Origin of the sequence: Streptomyces sp. G7(2002) (assembly GCF_028870195.1) — a bacterium.
Taxonomy (GTDB): domain Bacteria; phylum Actinomycetota; class Actinomycetes; order Streptomycetales; family Streptomycetaceae; genus Streptomyces; species Streptomyces nigrescens.
Window position 1 is genome coordinate 451,603 of the sequence record NZ_CP102609.1, and the last position, 26,307, is coordinate 477,909.

Annotated in this window: 21 protein-coding genes, 1 tRNA gene and 2 pseudogenes; 14 read left to right on the forward strand and 10 right to left on the reverse strand. The window is 69.6% G+C overall.

Features of this window, described 5'->3' with window-relative positions; genetic code table 11:
• Window positions 1-191: 191 nt before the first annotated feature.
• The 3 genes from NUT86_RS01985 (at window position 192) to fabV (ending at window position 4,060) form a co-directional block, all read left to right on the forward strand.
• Window positions 192-263: transfer RNA gene (locus NUT86_RS01985), tRNA-Gln, on the forward strand.
• A gap of 2 nt (window positions 264-265) precedes the next feature.
• The gene (locus tag NUT86_RS01990) at window positions 266-2,584 is read left to right on the forward strand and encodes a hypothetical protein (RefSeq protein WP_274732957.1); all 2,319 of its coding nucleotides are present in this window, start codon (window positions 266-268) and stop codon (window positions 2,582-2,584) included.
• 267 nt (window positions 2,585-2,851) lie between these two features.
• On the forward strand, window positions 2,852-4,060 hold the full coding sequence (fabV, locus tag NUT86_RS01995) for an enoyl-[acyl-carrier-protein] reductase FabV (RefSeq protein WP_274732959.1): 1,209 nt from the start codon (window positions 2,852-2,854) through the stop codon (window positions 4,058-4,060).
• A 503-nt stretch (window positions 4,061-4,563) separates the two neighbouring features.
• Here fabV and NUT86_RS02000 read toward each other — a convergent pair.
• Window positions 4,564-5,034 (reverse strand): ATP-binding protein, encoded by a 471-nt coding sequence (locus tag NUT86_RS02000; protein ID WP_148588151.1) that lies wholly within the window; start codon window positions 5,032-5,034, stop codon window positions 4,564-4,566.
• Window positions 5,035-5,550: 516 nt separating this feature from the next.
• Here NUT86_RS02000 and NUT86_RS02005 point away from each other — a divergent pair.
• Window positions 5,551-6,225: a LysE family translocator gene (locus NUT86_RS02005; protein WP_274732961.1), complete on the forward strand. Its 675-nt coding sequence runs from the start codon at window positions 5,551-5,553 to the stop codon at window positions 6,223-6,225.
• Between the two features lie 114 nt (window positions 6,226-6,339).
• On the opposite strand, the gene NUT86_RS02010 is transcribed toward NUT86_RS02005, so the two are convergent.
• From NUT86_RS02010 to NUT86_RS02020, 3 genes are all read right to left on the reverse strand, one after another.
• On the reverse strand, window positions 6,340-7,758 hold the full coding sequence (locus NUT86_RS02010) for a purine-cytosine permease family protein (protein ID WP_274732963.1): 1,419 nt from the start codon (window positions 7,756-7,758) through the stop codon (window positions 6,340-6,342).
• A gap of 155 nt (window positions 7,759-7,913) precedes the next feature.
• Window positions 7,914-9,707: a coagulation factor 5/8 type domain-containing protein gene (locus NUT86_RS02015; protein ID WP_274732966.1), complete on the reverse strand. Its 1,794-nt coding sequence runs from the start codon at window positions 9,705-9,707 to the stop codon at window positions 7,914-7,916.
• A gap of 271 nt (window positions 9,708-9,978) precedes the next feature.
• Window positions 9,979-10,191, reverse strand: a complete 213-nt coding sequence (locus tag NUT86_RS02020) for a hypothetical protein (RefSeq protein WP_274732968.1) — start codon at window positions 10,189-10,191, stop codon at window positions 9,979-9,981.
• Window positions 10,192-10,253: 62 nt separating this feature from the next.
• On the opposite strand from NUT86_RS02020, the gene NUT86_RS02025 reads away from it, so the two are divergent.
• Window positions 10,254-10,889, forward strand: a complete 636-nt coding sequence (locus NUT86_RS02025; protein ID WP_262370847.1) for a hypothetical protein — start codon at window positions 10,254-10,256, stop codon at window positions 10,887-10,889.
• 286 nt (window positions 10,890-11,175) lie between these two features.
• Here NUT86_RS02025 and NUT86_RS02030 read toward each other — a convergent pair whose 3' ends face one another.
• The gene (locus tag NUT86_RS02030; RefSeq protein ID WP_148588147.1) at window positions 11,176-13,011 is read right to left on the reverse strand and encodes a glycoside hydrolase family 15 protein; all 1,836 of its coding nucleotides are present in this window, start codon (window positions 13,009-13,011) and stop codon (window positions 11,176-11,178) included.
• A 99-nt stretch (window positions 13,012-13,110) separates the two neighbouring features.
• Window positions 13,111-14,118, reverse strand: a complete 1,008-nt coding sequence (locus NUT86_RS02035) for an ArsR/SmtB family transcription factor (protein ID WP_274732972.1) — start codon at window positions 14,116-14,118, stop codon at window positions 13,111-13,113.
• 159 nt (window positions 14,119-14,277) lie between these two features.
• Here NUT86_RS02035 and NUT86_RS02040 point away from each other — a divergent pair, with 159 nt between their 5' ends.
• From NUT86_RS02040 to NUT86_RS02055, 4 genes are all read left to right on the forward strand, one after another.
• Complete coding sequence (locus tag NUT86_RS02040; protein ID WP_446750745.1) at window positions 14,278-15,597, forward strand: alpha/beta hydrolase family protein; 1,320 nt, start codon at window positions 14,278-14,280, stop codon at window positions 15,595-15,597.
• Between the two features lie 264 nt (window positions 15,598-15,861).
• Entirely contained in the window at window positions 15,862-16,842 is a 981-nt protein-coding gene (locus NUT86_RS02045) for a trypsin-like serine peptidase (RefSeq protein ID WP_274732974.1), read from the forward strand.
• 116 nt (window positions 16,843-16,958) lie between these two features.
• On the forward strand, window positions 16,959-17,456 hold the full coding sequence (locus tag NUT86_RS02050; protein ID WP_202465706.1) for a potassium channel family protein: 498 nt from the start codon (window positions 16,959-16,961) through the stop codon (window positions 17,454-17,456).
• Between the two features lie 127 nt (window positions 17,457-17,583).
• Window positions 17,584-17,976: an MmcQ/YjbR family DNA-binding protein gene (locus NUT86_RS02055; protein ID WP_274732977.1), complete on the forward strand. Its 393-nt coding sequence runs from the start codon at window positions 17,584-17,586 to the stop codon at window positions 17,974-17,976.
• 51 nt (window positions 17,977-18,027) lie between these two features.
• Here the strand turns inward: NUT86_RS02055 and NUT86_RS02060 are convergent, their stop codons facing one another.
• From NUT86_RS02060 to NUT86_RS02070, 3 genes and pseudogenes are all read right to left on the reverse strand, one after another.
• The gene (locus NUT86_RS02060) at window positions 18,028-18,186 is read right to left on the reverse strand and encodes a hypothetical protein (RefSeq protein ID WP_167540658.1); all 159 of its coding nucleotides are present in this window, start codon (window positions 18,184-18,186) and stop codon (window positions 18,028-18,030) included.
• Window positions 18,187-18,674: 488 nt separating this feature from the next.
• Window positions 18,675-18,941, reverse strand: a pseudogene (locus tag NUT86_RS02065) (GNAT family N-acetyltransferase); the annotation flags it as partial.
• Between the two features lie 92 nt (window positions 18,942-19,033).
• A pseudogene (locus NUT86_RS02070) lies at window positions 19,034-19,249 on the reverse strand (Clp protease N-terminal domain-containing protein); the annotation flags it as partial.
• A gap of 57 nt (window positions 19,250-19,306) precedes the next feature.
• Here NUT86_RS02070 and NUT86_RS02075 point away from each other — a divergent pair.
• The 3 genes from NUT86_RS02075 to NUT86_RS02085 all read left to right on the forward strand — a co-directional run bounded on the left by NUT86_RS02075 (window position 19,307) and on the right by NUT86_RS02085 (window position 23,136).
• The gene (locus tag NUT86_RS02075; RefSeq protein WP_266437436.1) at window positions 19,307-19,714 is read left to right on the forward strand and encodes a hypothetical protein; all 408 of its coding nucleotides are present in this window, start codon (window positions 19,307-19,309) and stop codon (window positions 19,712-19,714) included.
• Window positions 19,715-19,814: 100 nt separating this feature from the next.
• A complete protein-coding gene (locus NUT86_RS02080; protein WP_266437433.1) occupies window positions 19,815-20,210 on the forward strand; it encodes a nitroreductase/quinone reductase family protein in 396 nt (131 codons plus the stop codon).
• 289 nt (window positions 20,211-20,499) lie between these two features.
• Window positions 20,500-23,136, forward strand: a complete 2,637-nt coding sequence (locus NUT86_RS02085; RefSeq protein WP_274732981.1) for an ATP-binding protein — start codon at window positions 20,500-20,502, stop codon at window positions 23,134-23,136.
• A gap of 209 nt (window positions 23,137-23,345) precedes the next feature.
• Here NUT86_RS02085 and NUT86_RS02090 read toward each other — a convergent pair whose 3' ends face one another.
• The gene (locus NUT86_RS02090; RefSeq protein WP_274732983.1) at window positions 23,346-23,885 is read right to left on the reverse strand and encodes a GNAT family N-acetyltransferase; all 540 of its coding nucleotides are present in this window, start codon (window positions 23,883-23,885) and stop codon (window positions 23,346-23,348) included.
• A gap of 529 nt (window positions 23,886-24,414) precedes the next feature.
• On the opposite strand from NUT86_RS02090, the gene NUT86_RS02095 reads away from it, so the two are divergent.
• Window positions 24,415-25,047, forward strand: coding sequence for a dioxygenase family protein (locus tag NUT86_RS02095; protein WP_274732985.1), 633 nt, complete (start codon window positions 24,415-24,417; stop codon window positions 25,045-25,047).
• Window positions 25,048-25,105: 58 nt separating this feature from the next.
• Entirely contained in the window at window positions 25,106-26,293 is a 1,188-nt protein-coding gene (locus tag NUT86_RS02100) for a hypothetical protein (RefSeq protein WP_274732987.1), read from the forward strand.
• Window positions 26,294-26,307: the final 14 nt, after the last annotated feature.

Here is a 26,307-nt window from a genome sequence, read left to right on the forward strand (position 1 = left end):
GCCCGAGTGCCCGGATCAGGCCGGAAGTCCAGGTCAGGACGGAAGTCCGGATGCGGGCGGAAGTCCGGGTCAGGCCGGAAGTCCGGATGTGGGCGGGAGTTCGGATCTGGCCGGGAGTACGGCCCCACGCCGGCCCGCCGTCGAAAATTCGTTTGAACGGCCGCGGGGATCCGTCTAATCTCTCGGATCATCGACGTGTAGCTCAGCAGTAGAGCGCCGGGCTCTGGACCCGGAGGGCGCGGGGGCGGTACCCGCCACGTCGGCTATGAACGACGACGCTGAGCAGCAGCCCCTCACCCGGATCCCGCCCTATGCGCGGGACCAGTTGGCGAAGGCCTTCGTCACGGCGCTGACCCACGAGGACGCCGGAACCCGCGAGCGCGCGGAGGACCGGGCCCGCCGCTGGCGCGGAATCCTGGACCGCCTGGCCGACGGCTCATTGACCGTGGGTTCGCGCACTCCGGTGGCCGGCCTTCCTGCCTGGGTGACCCCCGCGGTCGTCCGGGGAGGCTTCGCGACCGGTGAGGCGAGCGCCGGTGGGCCGCTCCAGCCGTACGAGAAGGAGGCGGCGCGCCGTGCCGGTGTGCCGGCCGACCGCCGGGCGCTCTTCCTGCACGCGCTGACCGAGGCCGGGCTGGCCGATCTGGGCGCGCTGCTGGACGACGGGCGCTATGAGGTGTCGGTACCCGAGGAAGCCGCGCTGCTCACCGTCGCCTGGCTGGTGCGCTCCGGGCAGGTGACCGAAGCGGTGGAACTCGTCGAGGTGCTGGAACCGTTCGCCGGCCGGCTGCGGTTCACCCCCCGGCCGTCGGCCGCGCCCGCGCCGGACGCCTGCGCGGTGCACCGCCGGACGGTCGCCGACGCCGGCCGGACCCTGGCGCGACGGCGGCCCCACGCGGCGGTCGAGACCCAGCGGGAAGCGCTCACGGTCTGGCAGCCGTTCGCCGACGAACTGCTGGTCCACTGGCTGGAGACCGCCGAGGGCGAACGGGTCCTCGCGCGCACGCCGGACGAGGGCTGGTACGAGCGGGGGGCCGCCCTCCTGCACCGCTACCGGCTGCTGGCTGCGGCCCATACGCGCTGCGGAAAGCACCGCGACCCCAAGGAGAACCTGGGCATCCTGCGCGGCGCGCTGGAGGAGAGCGTCGCCGGGCGTCCGCTCGATGCGCGTCGGCTCGGTCTGCTGCGGCACGCCGTCGCGTCCATGGTGCGGCGTCGCGGGGTGCCCGGATCCGCACGGCACTTGACGCTGCGCGGCCGCCAGGCGGCACAGGGGGCGCTCCCCTCGCACCACGCGCTGGCACAGCTGGTGCTCCGCCGGCTCGGCGAACTCCCCCAGGACGTGGGTGCGGCCGAGGTGGAACCGCTGGTGGTCGCGGTGACCGAGCGGGAACACCAGGAGACAGGGCTGCCCGTTGGAGCCCCGGTTCCGGCGTCGGTCCGCGGGGTGGTCGAAGCGACGCTGAGCGCTCCGCTCGGCACCCTCGTGGAGCGGGGCGTGGTGCCGTCGGCCGAGGTCCTGGCCGAGCTGGTGCCCCAGCTGGTCGCCGCCACGACCGCACAGGGCTTTCCCGACGAGGCGCTGCGGACCCTGATGGCCGCGAACTACCGGGCGTTCCGTAACCGCCGTTCGCTGTTGCTGCTCCATCTGGAGCGGCAGGTACGGGTCGAGGAGCTGCCCTGGGTACGGGCGGTGTCCGGGCAGCGGGGCGACGAGGCGGCGCAGGAGGGCGCGCATGACGCGCTGCGGCAGCTGGGCGAGCTGGCCGTGCAGGGATTTCCCGGCACGCTGCTGCCCAACCCGCTGGTCCGCGAACTCGGTGTGCTGGCCCGCCAGGCCGACCTCGGTGCGCCGATGGTCGAGGAGCTGGCGGCGGACATCTTCATGGGCACCTTCAGCCCGAAGTTCCTCACGGCCGCGAGAATCGCGGGCGAGCTGCTGCGCGGCACGCTGTACGAGCGCTACTACGGAATCGACTACGCGGCCATCCGCAATCTGGCGATCGCCGAGGCGGGAGAGGCACTGACCCGCGCCTACCGGCCGCGTACCTCCCCGCAGTTCGCGCGGCTGTGCACCGCGCGGGCCGGGGCGTCCGGGCGGAGCTCGGTGGCGGCGAACGGCAAGGTGATCGAGCAGGCGCAGATCCTCACCACGCACAATCTGGCGACGCTGGTGCGCCAGGTGGGCATCGCCCCGGAGCCCGGCTGGGAGGATCTGGCCGGTCGCTGCTTCCGTACGGTCTGCCGGCTGGTGGCCCGGGTGCACCACAACCCGCGGCCCCTGGCCACCATCAAGGACGCGGCGTACGCATGGCGGCAGCTGATCTTCTTCCTCGCGCTGTGCCCGCCCGCCGAGCAGACACGGCTGCTCGCCGGCCTGGACGAGGAGACGGCCCGTCACCCGGCGCATGTCGCCGCCCGGCTCGCACCCGCCCTGGCCGGGCTGCACCTGGTCGCGGCCGGCGGAAGCTTCGCCGACGACGGGACGGCGCTCGGCGGCCGGGCCCGCCGTTTCCTCGGCTGGAGCACCGAGGAACACTGGCTGCGCCGCCTGCCACTGACGAGGGAGCAGGCGGCGGGCTGAGGGGCCGTCTTGCCGGGACCAGGGCGTACGGGAGCGGGGGCCGCGGTGAGGGCCTGTCCGGTGGGCCGGCACGAGCCCACCGGACATTCAGACGCATCGGCACGCCCCCTCACTGCCCGAACCGAGGGAAAACCTCCAAAACCGCCTTCTCATTACTGTGTCCGCCCAACTGATCATGCGATCGTGCTTGGTCGCAGACTTGCAAGGTGCGGTGTGTGCTCCGGCGCCGGCCGCCCCTTGCTCCGCGACGACCGAAGGACGTGCCTCATGAGCGAACGAGTCATCACCCCGCGCAGCCGCGGCTTCCTCTTCCTCGACTCCCATCCGGCCGGCTGCGAGCGCCTGGTGCAGGAGATGTGGCAGGCCGTCCCCTCCCCCGCCGAGGTCCCGAGCAGCGCGCCGGTGGCACTCGTCGTCGGCTCCTCGGCGGGCTACGGGCTGGCGGCGACGATCGCCGGCCTCGCGCGGGCGGGCATCCGCGGTATCGGCGTCTGCTTCGAGAAGGCCCCCACCGAGCGGCGCACCGCCACCGCCGGCTGGTACCGCACCGCCGCCACCGCTGAACTCGCCCGCCGGCACGGTCACGAGATGGTCTTCCTCAACGGTGACGCATTCTCCGACGCGATGAAGGACCAGGTCGCGGAGGTGCTCCGGGAGCGCTTCGGCCGCCTGGACCATCTGGTCTACTCGGTCGCCGCCCCGCGCCGCACCGACCCGGACACCGGCGCCACCTACGCCTCCGCCCTCAAGCCCATCGGCGAGGCGTACCGCACCAAGACCCTCGCCTTCGACAGCGAGGGGGCTCCGGAGGTCAAGGAGGTGGAGACGGCGCCGGCCACCGAGGACGACATCGAGCAGACCGTCGCGGTGATGGGCGGCGCGGACTGGGAGCGGTGGATCAACCACCTCGCCGACCGTGAGCTGCTCGCCGACGGATTCACCACTGCCGCCCTGTCCTACATCGGCTCCCCTCTGACCGACGGGATCTACCGGCAGGGCACCATCGGCGCCGCCAAGTCTCACCTCGAAGCGACCGCCCGTACGCTCAACGAGCGCCTGGACAAGCTGGTCAGCGGCCGCGCGGTCACCTCCGTCAACGGGGCCGCGGTCACCCAGTCCTCCACCGCCATCCCCGGCATCGCGCTCTATGTGGGCCTGCTGCGCGGCGTCCTGGGCGACGCCATGGTGCCGCCGATCGCCCAGCTGGCCGGCCTGTGGGACCAACTCACCGGCGCCCGGCCCCTCGAAGTCGACGACGACGGCCGGGTCCGTCTCGACTCCTGGGAACTCAACAGCGCGGTCCAGGCCGCCGTGACGGAGCGGTGGGAGACGGCCACCACCGACACCATCACCCGCCTCGCCGACCTCGACTGGTTCCACGCCGAGGTCCAGCGGCTCTATGGCTTCGCGGTACCGGGAATCGACTACGCGGCCCCGACCGCCACCCAGGTTCCTTGGCCGGACACCCTCTCCTGAGCGCGGGATGAATTCCGCCGAGCGCAACGAAGCCTGTGAAAAGAAGGCCATCGAGTGGCCCTCGGCGCATGCGATCAGACTTCCGCCTCCGCCGATCTGCCGAGTAACTCAGCGAGCCGTAAGGATTGTTGACGGTGCCACAGATTCGGCTGGCTGCGACAACACGGCACCATCGAATGCGGATTCCGCCGGGAAGGAATTCGGTCAACAACTGGGCACCGTCGCCACCGCTTCCGGTCTCGTCTCCCCTGACGCCCTCGCCGATGGGGATACAGGCTGATGGATGGCGGGAGTTGCGGCTGCCCGATGCGTTCGGTCACACCGCCATTACCCAACAGGGAAGCGCCCCGGCCGCCCGGCTCCCACAAGAAGGCTCATAGCCGGACCGTGCTCGGCACCGGTGTCGCGGATTCCGCGCATCCCTCGGCAGTATTCACGATTCACGGGGTCACCCGATGAGGGTGACCGGAATCACGGAGAAATGCGGGCCGGACGGTTCGCTCTCAGGCCGTGGCTCTTGCGTCACGGTCCGACTCGCCGGCGCCCGAGGCACCCTGGCGGGAGATGACCGCCGTCACAGTTTTACCGGCCGGCTTGCTGCGGACCTCCACGGATGCCGCGAGGCGGCAGACCATCGACCATCCGAAGCCGCCGCCCTCTCCGGTCACATCGGGCGTGCGGGGGCGGGGCAGAACAGGGCTGGAGTCGCCCACGGCGACCACGACCGACTGCGGGCCGGACGTCAGCCGCAATGTGCAGAGCTTGCCACCCGCATGACGTACGGCGTTGGTGACCAGTTCGGAGACGACCAGGATCACCGCGTCCCTGGCGTCCTTGTCCAGGGATGGCTCCAGACGCTCCAGAAACGTGGCCGCAAGGTGCCGGGCGGGCCCGACGGCTTCGGAATAGCAGTCCAGTTGAAGCTCCAGCACCGGCGACGCCGTGACCATGCGCGGAGCCTCGGCGGTGCACATGATAAAGCTCACCTCGTATCGCGTCGACTTACCTTCAGATCGGAAAGCGTGCCCTCTTCCCGAGGTGTCAACCACACATTTCCGAGTTCGGAAGAAAATGTTTGCTCTTCGCAACATCGGAATGATCGACCCCGGCCCGCACCGACGGATACGGGCAAGCGGTGTGCCGCGGAACACCTCACCGGAGCGGAAGCCGGGCGGTGAGCCCGGTGACCGCTACGCCCCTCGGGCCTGCCCTGCGATTCCGGCACCGAAAATGATCAGTGCGGCGGCATCGAAAGAAGGGGAACCACAGTTGTCATCCTCCGGACAATCGGGTGCCCGAATCCGTCGCGGGCACTCGGAAATCACTCCCGGTTTGCTTCACGATCCGTCGGGTAAAAGGGTGTGCATTCCTTTCGTTGCACGGGCGGGCCGAATGACGCGGCAGCCGGGACTCGCCCGAGGGGCGCCGGGCCTGGTCACGGCTCCCCCAATCGCCCGCGGCCGCCCCTCCGTCGTCGCTAGCCTCGCGCCATGCTCACCGCCACGCTCGCGTTCGCCGGAGTCGCCGCCCTCATCAACCTCACGCCGGGCCTGGACACACTGCTCGTCGTACGGACCTCCGTCACCCACGGCCGGACCGGCGGCCGGGCCGCCGCAGCCGGCATCATCACCGGCTGCCTCGCCTGGGGTCTGGCGACCGCCGTCGGGCTGACGGCGCTGCTCACCGCGTCCCGCCTGGCCTATGACGCCCTGCGTATCGCCGGCGCCGGGTACTTGGCGTGGCTGGGCCTTTCGGCGCTGTGGCGGTGCAGGCGACAAAAGGAGCATGACGGACAGAAGCGCCCCAAAGGTGTCGCCCTCACGGCCACTTCCGATGAGAAGCCCGCCGGTTCATTCGCGTCCGGAAGAGGGTCCGCCTTCCGGGCCGGGCTCGGCACCAACCTGCTCAACCCCAAGGCAGGCATCTTCTACATGAGCCTGATCCCGCAGTTCATCCCTCACGGGGCGCCGGTCTTCGGCACCACCCTGCTCCTCACGGCGATCGATGTCATCGAGCTGGCGCTCTGGTACCGGGTGGTCTCCAGCGCCGCCTCCGTGCTCAGCGAACGTGCCACGCGCCCGTCGTTCCGGCGCCGTATGGAACAGCTCAGCGGCGTCACCTTCCTCGGCTTCGCCGCACACCTCCTCCTGGCCGATCGCGCCTGACACGTCACCCAACAGCTCCACAGAAGCGGCGCAGGCGCCCCGGACACCGTCGCGAGGCGAGCGCTAAGCCTGGCGACGGATGCGACTCCTCACCGGCCACACCGCGCGCCCGGCTCACCCGCCCGTGCCCGGTGCAGCCACGACCGGCTCCGCCGCCTCGCCACTAGCAGTGCGGGCAAAAAGCCGCAAAGGCGCATAGACCGCCACGGAGACCAGGAATGCAACGTAGTAGGCGAAATCAGCCCCATGCAGCGCGGCCGCGACCGGGCCGACGAACAGGGTGGTGTCCATGAAGGGCACGGCCGCGGCGAAGGCGGCGACGAAGGCGACACAAGCGGGCCACCAGGGCTGGGGGCGGCCGAACTCGGCCTCGACGTCGATCGGCGCGCCGCCCCGGGCCTTGGCACGCAGCCGCGCGTCGACCAGCACGATGCCCACGAACCCGGGGATCCAGTAACCGACGAACAGCAGCAGGTTCTGGAAGCGGAGCGTGGTGTCCGCGGCGTGCATCCAGAGGACGAGCAGGAAGCCGAGCACGGCAGCCGCCCCTGCGGCGAGCGGCCGTGGAACCCGGATGCCGGCCGCCTGCAGTGCCAGCGAGCCGCTGTAGTCGTTCATGGCGTTGCTGCACACCGCCGCGGCCGCAATGGCCAGCAGCCCGAAGGCGCCGAGGACGCCACCGCCCAGCAGCCCGTGCACCCCGGCGGCGGTCTGGTCGGTGAACAGCTCGGCTCCCCACAGCCCCAGCGCCTGGACCCAGGCGAAGGACAGCACCATGCCGAGCAGGGAGTACCAGAACATCCGGGGCCGGGACGTCGTACGCGGCAGGTAGCGGCTGAAGTCCGAGGCGTACGGCGCCCACGAGATGGCCAGGCTGAGTGCGATGGTGCTGGTCAGGACGAAGGCGCCGAGACGCTCGCCGCCGTGCGCCGACCCCGAGACGGGGAGCGGCACACCGGACAGCAGCTGCACGCTGAGGACCAGGAACGCGGCGCCCAGCACGAAGGTCATCACCGTCTGGAGCTGATGGAGGGCCTCGTAGCCGAAGACGCCGACGACCCCTTGGAGCAGCAGAACCACCAGTGCCCCCAGCCAGAACGGCCAGCCGAGCAGCTGGGCCAGCGCCTCGCCGCCGAAGAGGCCGATGAGCGCGTCCCAGGCGACGGAGGAGAGCCACTGCATGATGCCGGGCAGGGCCACCCCGCGCCCGAAAGCGAGCCGCGAGAGCGGCAGCTGACCGGTTCCGGTCTGGCTGCCCCACGTGCCCAGGTAGGCGGCGGGGACCGCGCCGACTACCGTGCCGAGCACCATGGCGGTGAAGGCCGTCCAGAAGTCCAGCCCCAGCGAGATGCCGACCGTGCCGGAGAACACTCCGGTCATGGTGAGGTTGGGGGCGAACCAAACAGTGAAAAGACGGGCAGCCTTTCCGTAGCGGTTGCTTTCGGGCACCGGCCCGATTCCGTGCCGTTCGACCGCCAGGTCACCGGGCCGGGCAGGCATCCGCCCTCGGAAGGCGGATTCTTCGATGGTCATGACTCTCCAGGCATCAACAGATGCGCCCTACGGTAGGCCGGACAGCCGGCCTGCCCGTCACGGCCCCCTGGCACGGCACCGCCACCGCTGCCGTTACCGTGCGGAGGCCGACGGAGGACGAGCCGGTCGTATACGGGTCCCGGGGTCCCGGCGGGTCACGGATAGGAAACCACCGTGGACGGCACTGTCGAGGTGCCCGAGGTGGGAGCGCCGATGCTGTTGATCACGTGCTCGTACTGCCCCTTGCCTCCCAGGGAGACCACCAGCAGATGGTGGAGCTTCACGCCAGGTTTGGCGGGCGCCTGGAAGCCGTGGTCCTGGTGGATGGTGGGATCCACGTTGTAGTAGCAGTAGCTGCCCAGGCCCCACCCTTCGTGGGTGGTCACGCCATCGGCGATCTTGTACGCGGCGTACCCCTTGATGTCGCCGTTCTGTATCGCGGCCTGATTGGGCGGGTCGTAGGCCTTCTCGTTCTGGAAGAAGACCGTGCGTCCCCGTTCGCCGCGCCACTCCACGTCGTACCTGTTGAAGTGCTCGACGAAGAGCCCGGTCGCCAGGACGTCGTCACCGTTCACACGAACCCCGTAGTCGGCCCGGTTCGTCTCCCAGCCCACACCGTCCCCGTGATCGGCCCGCCAGACCCAGGTGTGGTCGATGAGGGTGTGGTTGCTGTTGATCACCATGCTGGTGGTCGCCTTGCCGGGGCCCGCCCCGCCGATCCGTATGAAGACGTCCTGGACGGTGGTCGGGTTGGCGGCGTGGTCGGCGGACGCGCCCTCGGGGCCGACCTCCAGCAGTGTGGCGGAGTTGACCGGGCCGGCATCGATCAGGAATCCGGCGAGTCGCACCCCGTCGACGTCGGCGACCTTCATGGCCGTCGCACCGTTGTCCGGAACGAGGGTCGGGTACCCCAGCCCCAGCACCACGGTGTTCGGGCGCCGCACCTCGACCGGCCGGTCGAGGTGGTAAATCCCGGGTGTGAGCAGCAGGTTGAGGCCCTGGGCCAGTGCCGCGTTGAGAGTTGCCGCGTCCACGCCGGGTTTGGCCACATAGAACTGGCCGAGCGGAAGGGACTCGCCCCTTGGCGTGCCACTCCCCCAGGTCGTGCCGCGGGCATTGGTGCGCTTCTCCGGGAGGAAGACCTTGTAGTCCGCCCCGTCGAGATAGAGGAAGGGCTTCTCGCGGGAGACCGGGGTGGTGTCGAGGGTGGTGTACGGCGGGTTGGGGAAGCTCTGTGCGGGGGCTCCCTCGATGCCGGAGAACACCATGTTCCACACGGCGTTGTTCCAGCCGCCCACCGAGCTGTCACGGGTGTACCACTGCTGCTGTGAGTAGGGGGCCACACTGCCGTCGATACGGCTGTCGGCGATATAGCCGCCGCTGGCCCAGCCGTAGCCGTCCGGCGCGAGGTTCAGTCCGCCCTTGATGTGCATCCGCCGGAACGGCGCCGCCTGTGCCACCGCCCACCGGTTGGTGCCGTTGACCGGGTGGAGCGTGAGGTTCTCGGCCGAGCGCCAGAAGTTCTGTGTCGCGTTGCCGTTGAACCAGCCGGCGTCGACGGTGACATCGCCGTGGAACGTCGTGTCACCGGGCGACAGTCCGAGGCCCGCGATCGAGGTGTAGAAGCCGATCTGAGCGTTCAGGCCACGGTACGTCCCCGGTTTGAAGAGGAGCGCGAATCTCCCCTCGCCGAACTGGGCCGACTCCTGCCGCTTGAAGATCTCGTCGAGAGTGCCCTGGATGTTGGGCGTGGCGGGATCGAACACCAGCACATTCGGGCCGAGGTCGCCGCCGCCCGGCAGCGCGCCGACGGCAGGCGCTGCGGACGCCCGGCCAGAGAGGACCGGCAGGCCCGCGGCCGGAACGGCAGCTGCCATCGCGGCCAGCACGCTGCGGCGGGAGGGCCTCGGTGCGCGGGGCGCCGAGCCGGCAGTGGGGGGTGTGGGCATAGCAGCTCTCCTGATTCAGGAAGTGAACGAATGAAGTTCATGGGAGCGCTCTCTTGCCCGATGCATGTTCACCATGTGTGAACGATGCGTCAAGAGTTCTGTCAGGAATCGGGGACTTGGACTGACTGTTCGTCAAGTGACGTGGGAATTCAGACCAGTTGACGCCATATGCCATATCACCGAGGGCCGGCTGGGACTTCGCCCGTTGGAGTCTCAGCGTTCAGGAGATGTCACTGCACGCCGAGCGGGGCGGCCTCAGCGGCTCACCGCGTCACCGCGTCTCCACGTCACCGAGCGACATCGCCACCACGGTGTGGACCGACCGCCGCTGCCGGTCCTTGCGTACCTCGTCCTCAGCGAGGCCCGGCACACCCTGCCGCTGGAACCCCGCGCGCAGTTGCTCGGCCCGTGCCGCCCTGTCTTGGTTACCGGCTTCGCTTTCGGCTTCGTTTCCGGCTTCGTTTCCGGCTTCGTTTCCGGTCATGGCCGGAAGCTTACGAGGGGTCCCGAAGGCGGGGCGGTCGGGCGTGCGTAGACTCCGGCGGCATGCCCCTGCCACAGAATTCTCCGGCCCCGGACGCGACCGTGGTACGCACCGGGCGCCGCGGCGCACTGACCGCTCTCCCCATCTGTCTGATCCTGGTCGCACTGGGCCTGGCCGGGGTGGTGGGGCTGGTCATGCTCGCCACAGGCACGACGAAGGGTGAGGTCACGGCGCCCGGTGTGGCCGGTCTGGTGATGATGCTGGTGTTCGGCGCGCTCGGGGTGCTCTTCGGCATCCCGGCCTGGCACGGCAGGCGCGCGGCGGTCATGGTCGACCGCGCGGGTGTGTGGCTGGACAACGGCAGGGCACGGCAGATCATCCCGTGGGACGTGCTGGCCGGAGTCGGTATGCAGTGGAGCCAGTTCGGGCGGCGGGTGAAGCAGTACTCCATCGAGCTGTGCCCCAGCGGTCCGATCGACGACCGTGATCCGGTGCTCTGGGCCCTGGTCCGCGACGAGGAGCCGATCGGCCCCGGTCTGCCGCGGCTGCGCTACCGGCTTCCGGTTCCGCCCGGCAGCCAGGAGCAGGTGACAGCGGCGGTCCGGCGGTACGCCCCGCCGCACCTGTGGCTGGGCGAGGCACAACGCGAACCCGGCCACCTCGGCCGCCCGGACCCGAGCCGCCGCCCCGGGCGCTGAATACGCGCCGGCCGACGAACGACGAAGGCGACGGAGACCCGAATCCGCCCGAAGAAGGCGGCTGGGGCGCACCGACGTGCGAAGGACAGTGCGCCTCAGCCTTTCCCCGCCATCGGGACGGGTTCTCAGCCGACGGTAAAGCCGCGCGCACCGCGACGCCATGTGGGGACTCCGTACGGGGCGCCCGGGGTGACGCGAAGAGCTCCGCACTCTCCGCTTTTGCCCACCAGGCCTGCCGGGCCACGGAATTCTCGCTCGCGCAGCAGATCGGCCACTCCTGCGGGCCTCAGCCCAGGGCACGGTCGAGGTTGAATGCGGCGCTGATGAGTGCCAGGTGGGTGAAGGCTTGGGGGAAGTTGCCGATCTGCTCGCCTGTGCGGCCGATTTCTTCGGCGTACAGGCCGAGGTGATTTCCGTAGGTGAGCATCTTCTCGAAGGCGAGCCGCGCCTCATCCACTCGACCGGCGCGGGACAGTGCCTCGACATACCAGAACGAGCAGATCGAGAAGGTGCCTTCCTCACCGCGCAGCCCGTCCGGGCTGCCGCCCGGGTCATAGCGGTAGACCAGGGAGTCGGACACCAGCTCCTCGCCCAATGCGTCCAGAGTGGACAGCCATTTCGGGTCCGTCGGGGAGATGAACTTGGCCAGCGGCATCATCAGAACGGCGGCATCGAGAACGTCGTCACCCTCGTGCTGAACGAACGCCATTCGCTTGCTGGACCAGCCACGCTCCATGATCCGCCGGTAGATGGCGTCCCGGGCCCTCCCCCAGCGGAGCATGTCCGCCGGCAGCCCCCGGTGCGCGGCAATCCGCATCGCCCGTTCCAGCGCCACCCAGCACATCAGCTGTGAGTACAGGAAGTTCTGGGTTTTGCCGCGGGTCTCCCAAATACCTTCGTCCGGCTGGTCCCAGTTGTCACTGACCCAGTCCACAAGTTTGCCGACGGTGTCCCAGTGCTCGCTGGACAGCGGCTCGCCCCATTTGTCGTAGAGGTAGAGGGAGTCGATAAGTGCCCCGTAGATATCCAGTTGGAGCTGGTTGACGGCGTTGTTGCCGATCCGGACGGGGCTGGAGCCCAGGTGTCCCTCCAGGTGGAGGAGTTCTTCCTCCGGCAGTTCGCTGCGGCCGTCGATGCCGTACATGATCTGCAGTGGGCCGTGGGCGCAGTCCGTGAGGCAGATGTTCTGGGACAGGAAGTGCACAAACGCCTTGGCCTCATCGGTGAAGCCCAGTCTGAGCAGCGCATAGATGCAGAACGCGGAGTCTCGCACCCAGGCATAGCGATAGTCCCAATTCCGCTCGCCGCCGATCTGTTCGGGCAGGCTGGTCGTGGGAGCGGCCACGATGGCGCCGGTCGGCGCGTAGGTGAGGAGCTTGAGGGTCAGCGCGGAGCGGTGCACCATCTCCCGCCAGCGTCCGCGATAGCGGGAGTGCGACAGCCAGCTGCGCCAATAGCGCACCGTGGCGCCGAACAAATCCTCCGCCTCCGACAGCGGACAGGCCCGTGGCTCCACCCCGTCACCGATCCGGTCGAGGGCGAACACCGCGGAACTGCCCTCGTCCAGCGTGAACGAGCACCAGGCATCCGGACCGTCGATCTCGACCGGAACGCTGGACGTCAGCGCCAGCGAAAGGGCCGGGGAGTCGAATACGGTCTGGCCATGCCGGGAGCTCACGGTGTGCACGCTTCTCCCGTAATCGAAGCGCGGAGCCACCCGGGCGATGAACGGCAACGATCCGCGCACACAGAGCACCCGCCGGATCAGCCGATGACGGTCCGCCTCACGGGAGTCGTCGACGATCGGCATGAAGTCCTGGACCTCCCCGACACCGTGGTCCGCGAAGAAACGCGTGATCAGGATGTTGGTGTCGGGAAAGTAGAACTGCTTCGTCCGGGCGGGCACGTCCGCGGCCAGCTCAAAAGCTCCGCCGCGATCGGCGTCCAGCAGCGCCCCGAAGACACTGGGCGCGTCGAATCGTGTACAGCAATACCAGTCGATGGTGCCGTTCGTACCGACGAGCGCAGCAGTGCGCATATCGCCGATCATCCCGTGCTCGGCAATGGGCGTGTAGCGAAGTGCGTCCGCCTTGCTGGGGCGGAGGCTCACACCGGCGGTCATATGCCCTCCCCGGCGTTGGGGAGCAGATGCAGTGAATTCAGATTACCTCTCAGGGAATGCGGGCGGCGAGCGAGGCAGCTCGGTCACCGCCCCTCCTTCCTATGGTGAACCTCGGTCACTCACCGTGACAGGACGAGTCCCCTGACCAGGACACTGCACCAGCAGACTCCCCAGCGCCGTGCGCCGGTGCAGGACCGCCCGTCCCGCGCGGGTGCTGGTGATCAGGCCGGCGCCGCGCAGTGCGGCGGTGTGGGCGGAAGCGGTGGCATTGCTGACGTTCAGCCGCCGGGCGAGTGCGCTGGTGGTGTGTTCCTCCCCGAGGAGCAGCAGGGTGTCGAAGCGGGTCCGTCCGAGCACACCGGCGAGCGCCTCGTCCGAGCCGACCGCCCCGCCCGGCGAGAGCGGCAGACCCGGTCCGGCCGGATAGGTCACGGCCACGGGGCGGCCGGGCAGGTCGGCGATCAGGGGAGGGCCGGTCCAGTGGAAGGTGGGCAGCAGCAGTACGCCGCGACCGCCCAGCGTGATGTCGCGCTCGTAGGACGCCTCGAATTCCCAGACGTTCTCGTGCAGCCGGGCGCCCGGGACGAGTTCGGTGAGTGCGGCGCCGATGCCGTGTTCGGCCACGGTCAGGGCATGGCGGGTGAACTCCGCCCGGTGGAGGTCCTGCACCAAGGGCCACACCGGGCGCAGCGCCGTATCGAATGCCGCATGCTGTGCCCGGCGGAGGAGGCGCCAGGCGCCGCCGTCGCCCCGGTACAGATCGCGGAGCCACAGCGGAGCCGGGATCGGCTGCCGGGCATATACCCGCTCGATCTCGGCGCGGACCAGCTCCGGTGGCGATGCTCGGACGGTGTCCAGTCCCTCCATCAGAGAGTCGCTGAAGACATCGAGGAAGTTGGGGGCCACCTCGGCGGGAACCAGGTCACTCAGCGGCTGGACGGCGGGCGGCAGGGACTGGAGCAGCCGTCGTCGCCAGCGGCCGAAGAGCAACGTGTCGTCCGGGGAGCACATCTTCATGAGGGCCACGTTCAGCTCTTGCAACGGAGCCGGCCGGGGAGCGAACCGGACCTGGGCGAAGTCGGCAGCCGTGAAATGGACCCGGATCACTACTCTCCCTGGTGGCGCATCGCCATCGTTTCGGGCAGGGCCTGAACGATGGTCCGTCCTCCCCGCTGGGTGCCAACCTCCAGGTCATGCCCCCTTTATTCATTCAGGGGCCGCCGGAAGGCACAAGGACCGATGTCACAGAGGCACAAGGGGAGAGCCATGTTCCGCAAGAGCGTCGACGAGGGTGAGCGAGCAGGCGGATCGTCTGCGCTGGAGCGCGGCCTTGAGGGCGTGCCCGGGGGTGGGCAGATGGCGGGGGTGAACCGTCGGACCGTCACCAAGTCGGCCGCACTGGCGGCCACGATGCTGCTCGCGGGCGGCGGCATCTCGCAGGCGCAGCCCGGGAAGGCGCGCACCGCGAAGGACCTCACCGTGCGGTTGCCGGCGCCGACCGGGCCGCACCCGATCGGGGTCACCACGCTGTATCTGGTCGATCGCGCCAGGCGTGACCCCTGGGGGCCGCTCCCTGTTCGGGAAGTGATGGTGACTGTGTTCTATCCGGCCCGCACCGTCCGCGGCTACCCGGTTGCCCCGCAGATGACCAGGGGCGCCGCCGAGCGTCTGCCGTTCATCGAGCCCCTCTTCCATGAGGGACTGCCGGCGAAGGGGGTGAACTGGGCGGCCACCAGGACCCATGCACACACGGGCGCGCCCGCGCAGACCGTGCGGCGACCGGTGCTGCTGTACAGCCCGGGAGGCGGCGACCCGCGCACCTTCGGCACCGCAATCGCCGAAGAACTGGCGAGCCGTGGCTACGTGGTGGTGACCATCGACCACCCCGGCGACGGCAGTGAGGTCGAGTTCCCCCATGCGAGGGCCGGGAGAAGGAAGGTCCGCGAAACGGTTTTCCGGGGAGACCCCCGCTCGGACCCGAAGATGTTCCGTACGGTGATCGGCACCCGGATCGCGGACACCCGGTTCGTGCTGAACCAGCTGGAAGCGCTGGCCGCCGGGCGGAACCCGGACGCGGAGGGACGCCCGCTGCCGGAGCGCCTCGGTCGTGCACTGGATCTGCGGCGGGTGGGCATCTACGGCCACTCGGCCGGCGGCACCACCGCCGCCGAGACGATGTACGAGGACCGGCGCCTCCACGCCGCGATCAACATGGAGGGCTTTCTGGACCACCCACCGGCCTCCCCCGGCCAGGAAGGGCAGCTCTTCCCGATCGCCCGGTACGGCACGGACCGACCGCTGCTCCTGCTGGGAACCGATGGATTCCGCTACAAGAAGGAGCTGGAGCGTTCCTGGTCGGCGACGCTCGCCCACCCGCACGGATGCACCAGCCGCCGGCAGCTCGACCACACCGCGCACGGGGTGTTCACCGACTACGCCGCCATCGTGCCCCAGTTGCAGGCCGCCGGGCTGATGACCGCCGCCCACCGGACCCAACTGGTCGGCCCGCTCGACCCGGCCGTGTCGGTTCCCCTGGTGCGCCACCACGTGCTCTCGTTCTTCGCCCGGCACCTGCCTGTGTGCTGACGGGTGGTGCCTGGGCGACGGCCGGCCTGACCGGCGACCGGCCTGACCGACAGCCGGGCCCGACGGACTCACCAGACCGCAGAGCCCGTCAGGCCCGGCCGGACAGGCCCTGATCCGTACCCGGCCGCAGCCTCTGGACTCTTGACGGTATGCCACGAATCCGGCCCGGCCTCTCGCCCTACGCTCCCTGGCCGTAGGACCATGGCACGCTCGCCTCGCGCACTTCTCTCGTTCCGTACGCCGGCCCTCGGGAGGACCCGGATCATGAGCAGACCCATCGCTGTCCGCGGCCGCTTGGCCCTGCTGCTCACCACGCTGCTGCTCGGCCTGTCCTTCACTCTCGCCCCGGCACCGCCGGCCCACGCCGCGAAGACCCCGCACGGCCACGGGCACGGGTTACGCCCCGCCGCCGCGTCGGCCGACACGTACTGGACTCCGCAGCGGATGCGGGAAGCACGACCGGCCGCCGCGACAAAGAGCGCGGCGGCGCGGCGGCCGGCGACGGACGCAACCCCGCCGAGCCACCCCTTCGACGGACTCCCCCAGGTGGGGACGTTCTTCTGGACGGACGGCAGCAACACCGGCCGGTTCTGCGGCGGCACGGTCGTCCGCAGTCCGCACCGCGATCTGGTGGTCAGCGCAGCCCACTGTCTACGCTCCCCCGACCCGAAGCGGCATCTGTCGTTCGTGCCGCAGTATCACGACGGCCTGAAGCCGCACGGGATCTATCCCGTCGAGCGCCTCTACCTCGACCAGCGCTACTACGACCTCGGAACGGACGCGGGCGCCCGCTGGGACTACGCGGTCGTACGGCTCGGGGCACGGGAGGACGGTGCCGAGGTGGAGGAGGTGACCGGCGGCTTCGGCCTCCTGCCGTACCCGGGCTATGCCCACCGGAACGTACGGCTCATCGGCTACCCCGGCAACAAGGACACCACCCACCCCAAACCCCTCGACTGCACCTCCTCCACGCACCGGTACACCAGCACCGATCCGGCCGCCCCCGGCGATTTCCTGGAGATTTCCTGCGCGGGGTATATCGGTGGCACCTCCGGTGGACCGTTCCTGGTGCGGGACTTCACCGGTTACGCCCTGATCGGCGTCATCGGTGGTTACCACACGGGCGGCGATTTCCCGGACGTCTCCTACAGCTCGTATTTCACGGCCGACATCCTGGCGCTTTATCTGCACGCCGTCCATGGCGATCCACCTGCCACGCCGCGCCAGGGCGTTTCCACACGCTGATCGCGGAGGGCGACCGGTCATCCGCCGGCATATCCGGGCACGGCGTTGGCTCCTGTTAATGTCAGCGATGGCGGAAGGCCGGTTGCCCGCCAGGCCGCAGTGGAAGGTGACGCCCGTTGGTGCCGTCGTTTCTCTTGTCCGTACTGAATCGCCTCTTCCGTAACGAGGCATGGCGCCGGCTGCATGCACAAGCGGCGCTCTGGGTCACCGTGGTCATGACCGCGGTACTTCTTGCGGGTGCCGCTCTGGTCGTGGTCGCCGAATCCGGTGCGCCACACGCCAATATCACGTCGTATCCGAAAGCGTTGTGGTGGTCGATCGAGACAGCGACCACCGTGGGGTACGGGGATTTCTACCCCGTCACGCTGTGGGGCCGCGTCATCGCTTCTCTGTTGATGCTCAGCGCCATTACGGCATTCGGGGTCATCACGGCGGCGCTCGCCACCTGGTTTGTGGGCCACGCGGAGCAGGACATGGTCCGCCTGAGCAAATCGGTGGGGAGTCATGCGCGTGAGGACGCGGAGGCGCTGCGTTCGGAGCTGCGTACGCTGCACGAGCGCTTCGATCACGTCGAGAATCTGATCCGGGACAAGGGCACCCACTCCGCCTCCTGAGCAAGGGCGGGCGCGGGCCCCGGGCGCGGACGATATAGGGGTACTGCCCTCGACGTCGCCTCGGGCATCCTGGGGCAGACAGGGGAATACCTGTTCGCACGGTTCACGGCGCGTCTACAGTAGTGCCGTGATCGATTCCGCTGATGTCCGCCGTATCGCCCTCTCCCTGCCCGAGACAGTGGAGAAGGAAGCCTGGGAGATGCCGACCTTCCGGGTCGCCGGGAAGATGTTCGTCACGATCCCCGACGATGAGACGTCATTCGCCGTGCGATGCCCTATTCATGAGCGCAAGGAGCTCATCGCAGCGGAACCGGAGAAGTTCTGGGTGCCGCCGCACGAGGCGAGCTCCCATTGGGTGCGAGTGCGACTGGCCGAGCTCGAGGACATGACCGAGCTGCACGACATCCTCGTGGACTCATGGAAGCAGGCCGCACCGACGCGACTGGTGGATACTTTTCCGGGAGCGACTGACCCGTCGATTGATGCCGCTGATGCCCGACGCCCTTTTAGGCGAAAGTGAGCAATGGACATCGCACTCAGGCCGACGCGCTACCGCGAATGAGCGCAGAAATCAGTCACGGCGGCGCAGATCGCTCCAGTCCAGAGCCTGGGACGCCGTCCGCTGCGAACGCTCCGCGGCCTCACGGGCTTCGGCGAGAATGTCTCCGTGCTCCTCGACGAGCTCTTCATAGATCGGCGTGGGGCTGGAGGTGTGTGTGGAGCTCGTCATGTCTGTTCCCGTTCCCTTGTGATTCTTGTGCTGCGGCTTGGTAGGTTCTCGCCGCCCTGGGAAGAAGGGAGCACCACAGTGGAATACGTGGTGCGCAAAGGGAGGTTTTCCCCACACGTGCGCCGCTCCCCCGTGCGGCGCTGGACATCGTGTCATGTGCGCGGCGAGCACGCAAAAGATCATCCCAGAGCCCGAGACCACTGACGCCGCCACACGAAGCGCACCGGCCGCTCCCGAATCGCTCCCGGATCGCTCCCGCCAAGCGACAGCGGACACCTCGTCGACCAGGACCGCGTCAGGCTGTGCCCCGTCTCGCCGAAGGCTGCCCAGTCTCACCCCGACGACTGCCCGATCACACCGGACTTTGACCGGTGCCCCTGGCGGCAGTGCACCGCCGACGATTCCGGGCCGATCCCGGGCGGTCAATTCTGGCCGAAACGTGGGGCAGAGTTGCTGAGACGAACCCCCTGCTCAGTTCGCCGGAACCCTCACTCCGACGACGGTCCGGTGATCCGCTTCTCGAACCAGTGGTGGGCGTACGGCTCGTCGTTGAAGGCCGGGACCTCCTGGAAGCCGTAGAAGTGGTACAGGCCGATCGCGGCACCGAGCGCCTTGTTGGTGTCCAGACGCAGCACCTCGCAGCCGTGCTGGACGGCCCGGGCCTCCAGATCAGCCAGGAACCGGCGCCCGAGGCCGAGACCTCGGGCGTGGGGAGCCACCCACATGCGTTTGATCTCGGCCGGGGAACCGGTCGGCCATGGCGGCAACCAGCCGGGCGCGCCGGGCGGTGTTGAGCGGCTCCAGCAGGGGCCCGGCCAGTTCGTCGTTGCGGCTATCGAGCCTGGTCCCCCATGCTCTTGCCTATGTCCGTCCACGACGCACCTGTGCACCATGCCTGATCCACGAAGTGACCGATCAGGTGGTCCGCCACATCGTCGAGGTGATCTGCGGCGATCACGGCGTCGGAGAGTTGCTCGAGTGCGCCGGAGTGAACCTTCTTGATGGCGTCGTCGATCAGGTCGTCGAGCCGGACCGGATGGGTGTTACGTAGGGGATTCACCATGAGGATGCGACGTCGGCCAGGCACCACCCACGGCGAGACATCAGCAGGAGGCGATTCATGAGTGAGGCGTTGTACGTGCGATTTCAGGGGGCCACACGCAGCCCGCGAGGCCACTTCCCCGGCATTTTTGCTCTCGCCAACGGCCTTGCACGGGAGGGCAAGCTGAGTGACGAGCAGTACCAGTTCTGGCGCGCCGGCAACGATTGGTACGACGCCCATTATCCCAACCCATCACACACCGACCCCACCGTCTACGACAGCAGCCGGAACCCGGGGGCGGTGGCATGGTTCAAAGCCACCGCTGTGCATCTCATCGAGCGCGTCGACGGCTACTTACAGCTCCTGGCCGCCCATGAAGTGGCCTGCGAACGGGTCGAGTCCACGGACCCCGGACGGATTGTCTACGAGGACGAGGTGCAGGTCGTCGTCGTGCCGTGGGAGAAAGGATGCAGGTCGGGCTCGTGATTTTCGTCCAACGGCCCGGGCCCGAGTTTCTTCCGGTTCTCACTGGGTGTGTGCTCAATACTCATGACGGGTTACACAACAGCGAAGAGGAGAGCCGTGGATGTCGCGCTACCGCGAGATCAAGTTCCGGGCAGTTACCTCGTTCCAGCGGAGGATCGGCAATCCGATCACCTCCCGGTTTCCGCAGCAGACCCTTCTGGAAACGACGGGGCGGAAGTCCGGATTGCCCCGGCGGACACCGATCGGCGGGCGCCGCATCGGGCGTGCCTTCTGGTTCGTATCCGAGTACGGCGACAAATCGCAGTACGTGCGGAACATCCAGGAGAATCCGCAGGTCCGGGTCAGGATCAAGGGGCGATGGTATGCCGGTACCGCCCATCCGGTCCCGGAGGACGACCCCCGTGCCCGGCTCAAGACCCTTCCGCGGCTGAACAGCACGGCCGTCCGGGCGGTCGGGACGCGTCTGCTGACGTTCCGGGTCGATCTCATCAACTGATCGGGCGGCCGGTGTCTGCCTTGCGCCGAGCCCATGGTCGTCAGTGCCGGTGGTTCGCGGCGCCGTGGCTCCGAAGCAACGCTGGTGCGGCCGCCGCCTGTTGGGCAGGATGCCTGGTGTGGCGAGCTCGCGGGCATGTGAACTGTGTGGAGCGCCGCTTCCGACGCCCTCACGGGCCGCAAGAGGCGGCAAGACCGCCGGCGGGCGGCCCGCGCGGTACTGCTCCGGCGCCTGTCGGCAACGCGCGTTCCGGCAGCGCGCGGAGCGTACTGCCCCCTCACCTGCGGAATTGCCGGGTCGCGGACTGCCGCCGGCGCTCGACGCGTTCGTCGGCCGCGAACGAGAGCTGTCGCGGTTACATACGCTGCTGAGATCCTCCCGGCTGCTGACCCTGACCGGCCCCGGCGGAGTGGGCAAGACACGTCTGGCACTGGAGCTCGCGGGCCGTGTGCGCGGGGGCCGGACGGGCCGCGCACAGTGGGTGGCCCTCGACTCACTGCAAGACGGTGAGCTGCTGCCGCAGGCTCTTGCCGCCGCCCTCGGGGTACGGGAGCGCGGGGGCCGGGCCGGGATCGAGGCACTGGTCCATGCGCTGGGCACACGCACGACGCTGATCGTGCTGGACAATTGCGAGCACCTGGCCGAAGCCTGCGCGCGGCTGGCCGCGACGCTGCTCGCGCGCTGCCCCCGACTGCGGCTTCTCGCCACCAGCCGGGAGCCGCTGCGGGTCCCGGGCGAGGTCGTCTTCCGCGTCGGCGAGTTGTCGCTGTCGCCCGCCGGCGAGGAGCACGACACCGCTGCGCTGCTGCGGTCCGAGGCAGCCAGGCTGTTCCTGGCGCGCGCCCGGACGAGCGACGCGGCGTTCGAGCTCGGGTCCGGCGAGGCCCGTACGGTGGCCGAGATCTGCCGACGGCTGGACGGGCTGCCGCTGGCCATCGAACTGGCGGCGGGCAGGGTGGGCTCCCTCTCTCTGCCCGGCATTCTGCACGGGCTGGACGACCAGCTGTCCCTGCTGACCGAGGGCAGCCGGACCGGGCCGGGGCGCCATCGCGAGTTGGGGGCCGCGATCGACTGGAGCCATCGCTTGCTGGATCCGTTGGAGAGAGTCGTATTCCGGCGGCTGTCGGTCCTCGGAGGCGGCTTCGACGCGGAGGGTGCCGCCGAGGTCTGCGCCAACGGAGGGGGAGACGACGAACGGGGCCGAGACCCGGGCCGGGACTGGGACTGGGACCGTGACCGGGACTGGGGCCGGGACCGAAACGGGGACGGGGACGTGCGCGGGGACGGAGAGCGCGCCGTAAGCGGAGAGATCCGTGGGGAGGGCGGCGCTCACGGGGGTGGCACCGGCCGCGGGGACGGCGTGCATCGCTGGGACGGCGTGCACCACGGAGATGACGTCCACTGCGAGGACGGCGCGCACCGTGAGGAGGACGTGCACCGCGGGGAGCACGTCGGCCAGGAGCCGCCCATCCTCGTGCGCCCGGAGCAAGTCCTGCGCGTGGTCTGCGCGCTGGAGGCGAAATCCCTGATCGTGCGGGTACGAGGGGATGAGCCGCAAGGCACGGCGAGGTACCGGCAGTTGAGCGCGATCCGGGCCTATGGGATGGACCGGCTCGCGGAAGCCGGTGAGCTGTCCGACACCTGGAACCGGGCGCTGGACTGGCTGGCCGGGAAGGCCGCGGGAGCCGCCACACCAGGGGTGTTCCTCGACACCGTCGAGGGGCCCCTCGCCCGGGAGCAGGAGAACCTCGCGGCGGCCGTCGCCCACTCCGCCGCCCGTTCGGACCACCGGCACGTCCCGCTCGCGGTCGCGCTGGCCCGGCTGCAGTACCAGCAGGAGCAATTGACAGCTGCACGCACGCTGCTGTCGGGGGTGCTGGAGCGGGTGCGGGGGCCCGAAGACCGCAGTGCCGCGTTGGCGCTGGCCGCACGGTCGGCCTGTCTGCAGGACGACCATGCCGCGGCCCTCGCCTTCGCCCAGGAGGCCGTTGCCGCCGGGCGCACGGGGCGGCATCCCGGAAGGCTGGCCAACGCCTTGGACGCACTGGCGGCCGCTCGGCTGTGCCGGGGCGAGTTCTCCGATGCCGTCGCCGTCTTCGCCGAATGCCTCGATGTGGTCCGTACGCTCGGTTGTCCGCTGGATCTCGCGCTCTGCCGGCACCATCTGGCGTGGGCGCTGCTCCAGGCGGGCCGGGCCGCGGAGGCCGAGCAGCTGATGCAGGAGTGCCTTCCCGAGTTGGAAACGAACGCCCCGCCGGGCCAGGTGACGGCTGCCCTGCACACCGCAGGGGCGATCCGATTGGCGCTGGGCGATGTGGATGCCGCCGAGCGGAAGTTCGCCGAGGTGCTGCTCAAGTCGCCGCCCGGCGAGAGCTTTCATGGGCTCTATCCGCTGGAAGGGCTGGTCATCGTGGCGGCCGAGCGGGGGGACCTGCAGCGATCGTTGCGGCTCTACGCGGCGGCCGCCGCGATGCGCCGGCGGATCGACACGGAGCCGGAAGCGCACTGGTGGGGGCAGGTGGAAGCGGTGGTGGCGCGGGTCCGGGAGCGGGTTCATCCTTCCGGAGTCAGTGCGGCGATGGCCGCCGGCCGGCGACTGCGCGGGGCTCGGCTGGTCGCGTATGCGCTGCGCGGCACCCAGGTCCGTTCCGTGGGACAGGAATGTGTTCAGACGGCGGGTTCCGGCCGGGTCGACGCAGTCGGTCAACCGCCGCTGACGGGGCGGGAGTCAGCGGTCGCGGAGCTGGTCGCCGAGGGCATGACCAATCAGCAGATCGCCTCCCACTTGGGCCTCGCCAAGAGCACCGTGGCCGGCCATCTCGACCGGGTCCGGGACAAGTTGGGGGTCAGGTCCCGTACGCAGATCGCCGTCCGGGTCACGGGGCGGGTCGCCGGACCCGAGCCGGGTCTCCATACGGATGTCTGAACGGACGTGGGCCACGGCGCCCCGTCAAACCGGAGTCCGCCCGGCCGCCGCATGACGGACCTCGCACCACGCCTCCTCGTACGTCGGCGTCCTCGAGCCGCGAAGGCGGAGTCCGGCCTCGTAGCTCTCGGGAGCCTTGCGGGCAAGTCGCGGTTGCAGGCCGCTCGCGCGTGGATGGGCGGCTACTCCCCGGCGGTTCCGTCGCGAACTCAACTGGACGGCGTGACCGGGGACCACATACCGAGCCACTGCTCGGCGCCCCAGGCCTCGAACCGCTCTACCTCAGTGAACCCCAGCTTCGCCGCGAAACGCATCGAGCCGGCGTTGGCGGTCTGGGTGGTGAGCACCACCGGCTCACCGGGAAGCGCGCCGGCGAGCCAGCCGAGTGCCGCCGCGCACGCCTCGGCGGCGTACCCGAATCCCCACGCCCGCGGCAGGAACAGGTAGCCGAGATCGGCCTTCCCCTCGGCAGCCGGGCGACGGTTCCCCGTTGCTCTCCTGAGCAAAATCTGGCCGATCATCGACCCGTCGAGATCAACGACGAAGCTCCCGGGCCACCGCTCGGGCGCCCCGGGCATCTCGCGCTCGAGCTCGTCACGCGGCCGGGGACCGCCGAGGTAGGTGTGCACCTCTGGCGAGGCGAGCAGCTCGATGAACGCCGCACGGTCCCGGGGCTCGGGCTCACGGAGCACGAGCCGATCGGTCCTGATCGGCTCAGGCGGCCAGGCCACGGGTCCCAGATCTTCCATCCGCGCACGCTAACAGGCGGTCAAACCAACCAAACGGGAAACGCTTAACTCCACCTGGACCCGAACCCGAACAGCACCTAGCTGGGACCGAGCCCCCACCCGAGGTTTCGTCACGATCGCAACTCACCCGACATCTGACCGGTGTGGGGACCGGCACCACACCGGAGGCTGTCCGGGAGAACGCACCCGACGGACGGCGATCCCACGGATGCCCCCCGGCCATCCCACAGACGGCCATCCCACGGACGGCCCGTCACAAAGGTGGCCGCCATAGGGCCCCCACAAGGTCCTCCCCGAGGCCGGCCACCGTCAGCCGAACACCACCACCGCTGACCTCGGCCGTCAACGTCCGGACCTTCCCGTCGGGTGCCCGTCCACGAGTTCCTTCCGGCAAGGAGATCCGATGCGGTACGCCGACGATACGAGCCCCGGGGCTGCGACCGGCCCGCAGCCGCCCCCACAGGCAGACGGCGCACAGGGAAGTTCGAGGAGGTCCTTCCTCAGGTCCACCTCCGCAGGGGTGACCTCCGTGGCCCTCGGGGCGAGCGTGGCCGCCTCGGCCGGCCCGGCGGCCGAGGCGGCGGAGCCGAGCCGGTCATCGCCGGCCCGCCGCGCGACCCTCCCGCTCGCCGTCACCCCGGCCTGCTCGGGGCAGGAAACCCCGGCAGCCATCGAGGGCCCACTGTTCAAGCCCCACTCCCCCGCTCGGGGTGATCTGATCACGCCGGCCATTCGCGGGGTACGGCTCGACCTCCGCGGAGTCGTGTACGACACCGCCTGCAAGCCGCTGCCCGACACGCTCATCGAGTTCTGGCAGTGCGATCAGAACGGCGACTACGACACTTCGGGCTTCTCGCTCCGCGGTCACCAGTACACGGACAGCAGAGGCGCCTACCTGCTCCGGACCATCATCCCCCGTGACTACTGGGGCCGTTGGGGCCAACGGGCACCGCATATCCACACCCAGCTGCAGATCTCCGGTGGACCCGTACTCGTCACCCAGCTGTATTTCCCCGACAACACCCGGGCGTACGGCCGGGACTTCGCGGCCCTCAACGCCGCCGACCGGCTGCTCAACCGCGCCTGCACCATCGGGCTCACCGGCCCGGCGGCCGGCCTCTACACCGGCACCTTCGACTTCGTCATCACCACCACGGTCTAGACGGCGGGCGTTCCACCTCCCCCCCGGATCCACCCCTCCACCAGACAAGGAACTTCGTATGTCAACGAGTAGCTCCCCGCCCGGGCGGCGTCGCGGCCGGGTGCCCCTGCTGGCGGCACTTGCCGCCACCCTGGTCACCGGGACACTGGCCCTGGCCGGCCTGAACGGTGAACCGGCCGCCTCCGCCGCAACCACCCTCTCCCCTGCCTCCGGCACCTCCCCCGCATCCGCCGCGTCACGCGCGTCACGCGCGGACCGGTGGCAGGCGACGCCGGTGCCCGTGCAGAAGGGTGATCTGACCGCGATAGCAGCGCTGAGCGACCAGCAGGCCTGGGCCGTGGGCTATCGGCTGAAGAGTGCCACCGCTGTCGAGGCTGTCGCGCTGCGCTGGGACGGGACGTCGTGGAAGCAGGAGTCCACGCTGCCGGAGAACAGCTTTCCGCAGGCCCTCGCCGTCCGTTCGGCCACCGATATCTGGACGGTGGGCAGCGCTTCGGTGCACTGGGACGGGACCACCTGGACCACCCACCAGCTGGACCGCGACCCGGCCGGCAGAGTCGTCCCCGACGCCGTGACGACGACATCCGACGGAAAGGCATGGACAGCGGGCCGGGCGATGAACCGGTCGGTCAAGGACGGCGTCCCGGCCATCCAGTCGTGGGACGGCAAGAGCTGGCATCGGCAGACACTTCCCGATGTCGGCAAGGGTGAACTCAGCAGCATCACGGCCGTCGCCCCGGACGATATCTGGGCGGTCGGCGCCGCATACGCCGTCGACGAGAAGTCACCGCAGACGGCGCTGCTGCTGCATTGGGACGGCACCCGTTGGCAGCGTGTCACCGCTCCCGGCCCGCAGGGATCCCACAACTGGCTCGGCGGGGTCACCGCGTTCGCCGCTGACGACATCTGGGCGGTGGGCGGCAGTACGTCCGGCGGTGAGGAACGGCCCTTCGCCCTGCATGGGAACGGCAAGACCTGGACCGTGGCGAAGACGCCGAACGTCGCGGACGGCAGACTGCGCGCCGTCGGCAAGGCGGGAAACGGCGAAGTCTGGGCCCTGGGCGGCAAGGGCGCCGCGCCCACGGCCCTGCGGTGGAACGAGCAGAAGAACCGGTGGGACACGGCCACCGCGCCGGGCCTCGTCGTGCGGAGCTTCACTACGGTGCCCGGAAGCGCCGCTCTCTGGGCCGCCGGTATAGCGGAAGAGGGTGACCTCGTACCGGCCATCAAGCGACTGAAGGACTGAGCCGGGGGCGGCCG